General features: G+C 51.4%; 7 protein-coding genes. All 7 read left to right on the top strand.

All coding sequences use genetic code 11. The features are described 5' to 3' along the window. Positions 1–504: 504 nt before the first annotated feature. Complete coding sequence (gene galP, locus AACU94_RS01410; protein ID WP_130207899.1) at positions 505–1,899, top strand: galactose/proton symporter; 1,395 nt, start codon at positions 505–507, stop codon at positions 1,897–1,899. 76 nt (positions 1,900–1,975) lie between these two features. Further along, positions 1,976–2,473 (top strand): SprT family zinc-dependent metalloprotease, encoded by a 498-nt coding sequence (locus AACU94_RS01405; RefSeq protein WP_135405557.1) that lies wholly within the window; start codon positions 1,976–1,978, stop codon positions 2,471–2,473. Between the two features lie 94 nt (positions 2,474–2,567). Beyond that, positions 2,568–3,275, top strand: coding sequence for a deoxyribonuclease I (gene endA, locus AACU94_RS01400; protein WP_130207903.1), 708 nt, complete (start codon positions 2,568–2,570; stop codon positions 3,273–3,275). Positions 3,276–3,353: 78 nt separating this feature from the next. Further along, positions 3,354–4,085: a 16S rRNA (uracil(1498)-N(3))-methyltransferase gene (rsmE, locus tag AACU94_RS01395; protein WP_130207905.1), complete on the top strand. Its 732-nt coding sequence runs from the start codon at positions 3,354–3,356 to the stop codon at positions 4,083–4,085. A 12-nt stretch (positions 4,086–4,097) separates the two neighbouring features. Continuing rightward, positions 4,098–5,048, top strand: coding sequence for a glutathione synthase (gene gshB / locus AACU94_RS01390; RefSeq protein ID WP_130207907.1), 951 nt, complete (start codon positions 4,098–4,100; stop codon positions 5,046–5,048). A 108-nt stretch (positions 5,049–5,156) separates the two neighbouring features. Beyond that, positions 5,157–5,720 carry a YqgE/AlgH family protein gene (locus AACU94_RS01385; RefSeq protein ID WP_135488797.1) on the top strand — a complete coding sequence of 188 codons (564 nt, stop codon included), beginning with the start codon at positions 5,157–5,159 and terminating at the stop codon, positions 5,718–5,720. Next, the gene (gene ruvX / locus AACU94_RS01380) at positions 5,720–6,136 is read left to right on the top strand and encodes a Holliday junction resolvase RuvX (RefSeq protein ID WP_000017111.1); all 417 of its coding nucleotides are present in this window, start codon (positions 5,720–5,722) and stop codon (positions 6,134–6,136) included. Before AACU94_RS01385 ends, ruvX begins: the two co-directional genes overlap by 1 nt. Positions 6,137–6,509: the final 373 nt, after the last annotated feature.

The following is a 6,509-nucleotide window of genomic DNA, read 5'->3' as shown; positions in this document are numbered from 1 at the left end:
CGCATCTTATCCGACTTACAGACATCCCGCGCTCGTAGGCTGGATAAGGCGTTCACGCCGCATCCGGCATTGTGTCGGATGCGATGCTGCCGCATCTTATCCGACCTACAGATATCACCGCGCTCGTAGACTGGATTAGCCGTTCACGCCGCATCCGGAAAAAAGCCGCCCGCAGAATAACATCATTCTTCCTGAACACGTTTTACCGCAAATTATCATCACCACTGAAACCGATTACACCAACCACACCAGCCAAATATTTGTAATATTTTCATATTATTATTCAGTTTTCACGGTTGTTACATTTCTTTTCAGTAAAGTCTTAATTGCAGATAACTGTGTTTAACTTATGATGATATAAATCAATTATTTTCATGCACTTAAATTATAACCATAATGAATATTAGTGTAAGCGATTACACTGATGTGATTTGCTTCACATCTTTTTACGTCGTACTCACCTATCTTAATTCACAATAAAAAATAACCATATTGGAGGGCATCATGCCTGACGCTAAAAAACAGGGGCGGTCAAACAAGGCAATGACGTTTTTCGTCTGCTTCCTTGCTGCTCTGGCGGGATTACTCTTTGGCCTGGATATCGGTGTAATTGCTGGCGCACTGCCGTTTATTGCAGATGAATTCCAGATTACCTCGCACACACAAGAATGGGTCGTAAGCTCCATGATGTTCGGTGCGGCAGTCGGTGCGGTGGGTAGCGGCTGGCTCTCCTTTAAACTCGGGCGCAAAAAGAGCCTGATGATCGGCGCAATCCTGTTTGTTGCCGGTTCGCTGTTCTCTGCGGCTGCGCCAAACGTTGAAGTACTGATTCTTTCCCGCGTTCTGCTGGGTCTGGCGGTAGGTGTGGCCTCCTATACCGCGCCGCTGTACCTCTCTGAAATTGCGCCAGAGAAAATTCGCGGCAGTATGATTTCGATGTATCAGTTGATGATCACTATCGGGATCCTCGGCGCGTATCTTTCTGATACCGCCTTCAGCTACACCGGTGCATGGCGCTGGATGCTGGGTGTGATTATCATCCCGGCAATTCTGCTACTGATTGGTGTCTTCTTCCTGCCAGACAGCCCACGTTGGTTTGCCGCTAAACGCCGCTTTGTTGATGCCGAACGCGTGCTACTGCGCCTGCGCGACACCAGCGCGGAAGCCAAACGCGAACTGGATGAAATCCGTGAAAGTTTGCAGGTTAAACAGAGCGGTTGGGCATTGTTTAAAGAGAACAGTAACTTCCGTCGCGCGGTGTTCCTGGGTGTACTGTTGCAGGTGATGCAGCAATTCACCGGGATGAACGTCATCATGTACTACGCGCCGAAAATCTTCGAACTGGCGGGTTATACCAACACCACAGAGCAAATGTGGGGGACCGTGATTGTCGGCCTGACCAACGTACTTGCCACCTTTATCGCAATCGGTCTTGTTGACCGTTGGGGGCGTAAACCAACGTTGACGCTGGGCTTCATGGTGATGGCTGTGGGCATGGGCGTACTAGGTACAATGATGCACATCGGTATTCACTCACCGTCGGCGCAGTATTTCGCCATCGCCATGCTGCTGATGTTTATTGTCGGTTTTGCCATGAGCGCGGGTCCGTTGATTTGGGTACTGTGTTCTGAAATCCAGCCGCTGAAAGGCCGCGACTTCGGTATCACCTGCTCCACCGCTACCAACTGGATTGCCAACATGATTGTCGGCGCAACCTTCCTGACTATGCTCAACACGCTGGGCAACGCCAATACCTTCTGGGTTTACGCAGGTCTGAACGTGCTGTTTATCCTGCTGACACTGTGGCTGGTGCCGGAAACCAAACACGTTTCGCTGGAACACATTGAACGTAATCTGATGAAAGGTCGTAAACTGCGCGAAATCGGCGCTCACGATTAATCTCCCCAGGCTTCCTCCCGTCGCGGAGGAAGCCACCTCTTGCAGTCATCTTTTCTTCGCTCTATCCTCTGCCGCTATGAAAACATCCCGTCTCCCTATCGCCATCCAACAGGCTGTTATGCGTCGCCTGCGGGAAAAACTCGCCCAGGCCAACCTGAAGCTGGGGCGTAACTATCCGGAGCCAAAACTCTCTTATACCCAGCGAGGCACATCCGCCGGAACGGCCTGGCTGGAAAGCTATGAAATTCGCCTCAATCCGGTGTTGCTGTTGGAAAACAGTGAAGCCTTTATAGAAGAAGTGGTGCCACACGAACTGGCGCATTTGCTGGTATGGAAACACTTTGGTCGCGTAGCGCCACATGGCAAAGAGTGGAAGTGGATGATGGAAAGCGTGCTGGGCGTTCCCGCCCGCCGTACGCATCAGTTTGAACTGCAATCCGTGCGCCGTAACACTTTCTCCTACCGTTGCAAATGCCAGGAGCATCAGCTCACCGTACGTCGTCATAACCGCGTGATACGAGGCGAAGCCGTCTATCGCTGCGTTCACTGTGGCGAACAACTGGTTGCCCAATAACCAGCAGAACTATCAGGAATTTTACTGATCTGGCTGATTGCATACCAAAACAACTTTCGCTACGTTGCTCGCTCGTTTTAACACGGAGTAAGTGATGTACCGTAATTTGTCTGTGGCTGCGGTGGTACTGAGCGCAGCATTATCCGGCACGGCGTTAGCCGAAGGCATCAATAGTTTTTCCCAGGCGAAAACAGCAGCGGTAAAAGTCTACGCTGATGTGCCGGGAACATTTTACTGTGGATGTAAAATCAACTGGCAGGGTAAAAAAGGCATCGTGGATCTGGAGTCGTGCGGGTATCAGGTGCGCAAAAATGAAAACCGCGCCAGCCGCGTAGAGTGGGAACATGTTGTTCCCGCCTGGCAGTTCGGCCACCAGCGTCAGTGCTGGCAGGAAGGCGGTCGTAAAAACTGCGCTAAAGATCCGGTTTATCGCCAAATGGAAAGCGATATGCATAACCTGCAGCCCGCGATAGGTGAAGTGAACGGCGATCGCGGCAACTTTATGTACAGCCAGTGGAATGGCGGCGAGGGGCAGTATGGGCAGTGCGCTATGAAGATTGATTTCAAAGAAAAAGTTGCTGAACCGCCCGCTCATGCCCGTGGTTCCATTGCGCGGATTTACTTCTACATGCGTGACCAGTACAACCTGACACTCTCACGCCAGCAAACGCAGCTGTTTAACGCCTGGAACAAAATGTATCCGGTCACCGACTGGGAGTGTGAGCGTGACGAGCGCATCGCAAAGGTGCAAGGCAATCACAACCCGTATGTGCAACGCGCTTGCCAGGCGCGAAAGAGCTAACCTACACTAGCGAAATTCTTTTTGTTAACCCTACCCCACGCGCGCAACCGCGTGGGGAGACGACGCGGATATTTAACCATGCGTATCCCCCGCATTTATCATCCTGAACCACTCACCAGCAATTCGCAGATCGCGCTTTGTGAAGATGCCGCTAACCATATCGGGCGCGTCCTGCGTATGGGGCCAGGTCAGGCATTACAGTTATTTGACGGCAGCAACCAGGTTTTTGACGCAGAAATCACCAGCGCCAGCAAAAAAAGCGTGGAAGTTAAAGTGCTGGAAGGCCAGGTAGACGATCGTGAATCTCCCTTGCATATTCACCTTGGTCAGGTGATGTCGCGCGGAGAAAAAATGGAATTCACTATCCAGAAATCGATAGAACTTGGCGTAAGCCTCATTACGCCACTTTTTTCTGAACGCTGCGGCGTTAAACTGGATAGTGAACGTCTGAACAAGAAGCTCCAGCAGTGGCAGAAAATTGCAATTGCCGCCTGCGAGCAGTGTGGTCGTAATCGGGTACCAGAAATCCGTCCGGCGATGGATCTGGAAGCCTGGTGTGCAGAGCAAGATGAAGGCTTGAAACTCAATCTTCACCCGCGCGCCAGTAACAGCATCAATACATTGCCGTTACCGGTTGAACGCGTCCGCCTGCTGATTGGCCCGGAAGGCGGTTTATCGGCAGATGAAATTGCCATGACTGCCCGCTATCAATTTACTGATATCCTGTTGGGACCTCGCGTTCTGCGTACTGAGACAACTGCGCTCACCGCCATTACCGCGCTACAAGTGCGTTTTGGCGATCTGGGCTAACGGAGAAGAATAATGATCAAGCTCGGCATCGTGATGGACCCCATCGCAAGCATCAACATCAAGAAAGATTCCAGTTTCGCTATGTTGCTGGAAGCACAGCGTCGTGGTTACGAACTTCACTATATGGAGATGGCCGATCTCTATTTGATCAATGGTGAGGCTCGCGCTCGTACCCGTACTTTGAGCGTCGAACAGAACTACGATAAATGGTACGAGTTCACGGGTGAGCAGGATCTGCAACTGGCCGATCTCGACGTGATTCTGATGCGTAAAGATCCGCCGTTTGATACCGAGTTTATCTACGCGACCTATATTCTGGAACGCGCCGAAGAGAAAGGAACGCTGATCGTTAACAAGCCGCAGAGCCTGCGCGACTGTAACGAGAAGCTGTTTACCGCCTGGTTCTCTGACTTAACGCCAGAAACACTGGTCACGCGCAATAAAGCGCAGTTGAAAGCATTCTGGGAAAAACACAGCGATATCATCCTCAAGCCGCTGGACGGCATGGGTGGCGCGTCGATTTTCCGCGTGAAAGAAGGCGATCCGAACCTTGGTGTGATTGCCGAAACCTTGACTGAGCACGGCACCCGCTACTGCATGGCACAAAATTATCTGCCAGCGATTAAAGATGGTGACAAGCGCGTGCTGGTGGTGGATGGCGAACCAGTACCGTACTGTCTGGCGCGTATTCCACAGGGCGGCGAAACCCGTGGCAATCTGGCTGCCGGTGGTCGTGGCGAACCTCGTCCGCTAACGGAAAGCGACTGGAAAATCGCCCGTCAGGTAGGACCGACGCTGAAAGAAAAAGGGCTGATTTTTGTTGGTCTGGATATTATCGGTGACCGCCTGACTGAAATTAACGTCACCAGCCCAACCTGTATTCGTGAGATTGAGGCAGAGTTTCCGGTGTCTATCACCGGAATGTTAATGGATGCTATTGAAGCACGATTACAGCAGCAGTAACCCTGTTTAGCGAGAGGGATCTCGTTGAGACTATGAGTGACAGCGCCATACTTTCCACGCATACTGGGCGCTGTTGCTTTTTTGAACCAGGAAACAGAACCTCTGACAATGAATTTACAGCATCACTTTCTTATTGCCATGCCTGCTCTCCAGGATCCGATTTTCCGTCGTTCCGTGGTCTACATTTGCGAACATAATACCAATGGAGCAATGGGGATCATCATTAACAAGCCACTGGAAAATCTCAAAATTGAAGGGATTCTGGAAAAGCTGAAGATCACGCCGGGGCCGCGTGATGAATCTGTCCGTCTGGACAAACCGGTTATGCTTGGCGGCCCGCTGGCTGAAGATCGCGGGTTTATTTTGCATACCCCGCCATCCAATTTTGCGTCCAGCATTCGCATTTCAGATAACACGGTGATGACCACTTCCCGCGATGTGCTGGAAACACTCGGCACCGATAAACAACCTGCTGACGTGATGGTAGCCCTTGGTTACTCCTCTTGGGATAAAGGCCAACTGGAACAAGAAATTCTCGATAACGCGTGGTTAACCGCCCCGGCAGATCTGAATATTCTGTTCAAAACACCGATAGCCGACCGCTGGCGCGATGCGGCAAGGCTGATTGGTGTTGATATTCTCACCATGCCTGGTGTGGCAGGGCATGCCTGATGAGCGGAACATTACTCGCCTTCGACTTCGGCACCAAAAGCATTGGCGTAGCGGTCGGCCAACGCATTACCGGCACCGCTCGCCCGCTGCCCGCTATTAAAGCACAGGACGGTACGCCGGACTGGAACCTCATCGAGCGTTTACTGAAAGAGTGGCAACCAGACGAAATCATCGTCGGTTTGCCGCTGAATATGGACGGCACCGAGCAACCATTGACTGCCAGAGCGCGTAAATTTGCCAACCGTATTCATGGCCGTTTCGGTGTTGAAGTAAAGCTCCATGACGAGCGTCTTAGCACCGTGGAAGCGCGTTCCGGTCTGTTTGAACAGGGCGGCTATCGGGCGCTCAACAAAGGCAAAGTCGACTCTGCCTCTGCGGTTATTATTCTCGAAAGCTATTTCGAGCAGGGATATTAAGACGATTTAAAAGCCAGCTGGAGTGTAAATAATATCATCGCGCCTTACGCCTTATTGCCGGATGCGGCGTGAACGCCTTATCCGGCCTTGTATTATCCCTCCTGTGCAGAGAAAATTGGCCAGTTTTCTCTGCCTGCAGTCCGCATGCCGTATCCGGCCTTGGGTTCTAACCTGTGTTGTAGATTTATGCAGCGGGCTGCCTTTCTCCCAAAGTGATAAACCGGACAGTATCATGGACCGGTTTTCCCGGTAATCCGTATTTGCAAGGTTGGTTTCACTATGGAACATGAACTTCATTATATCGGTATCGACACCGCTAAAGAGAAACTGGATGTCGATGTGTTGCGTCCTGATGGTCGTCATCGCACCAAAA

The organism is Escherichia sp. E4702, from assembly GCF_963883545.1.
GTDB lineage: Bacteria > Pseudomonadota > Gammaproteobacteria > Enterobacterales > Enterobacteriaceae > Escherichia.
The sequence above is the reverse complement of the archived record's forward strand: the minus strand, read 5'-3'. Positions and strand labels throughout refer to the sequence as shown.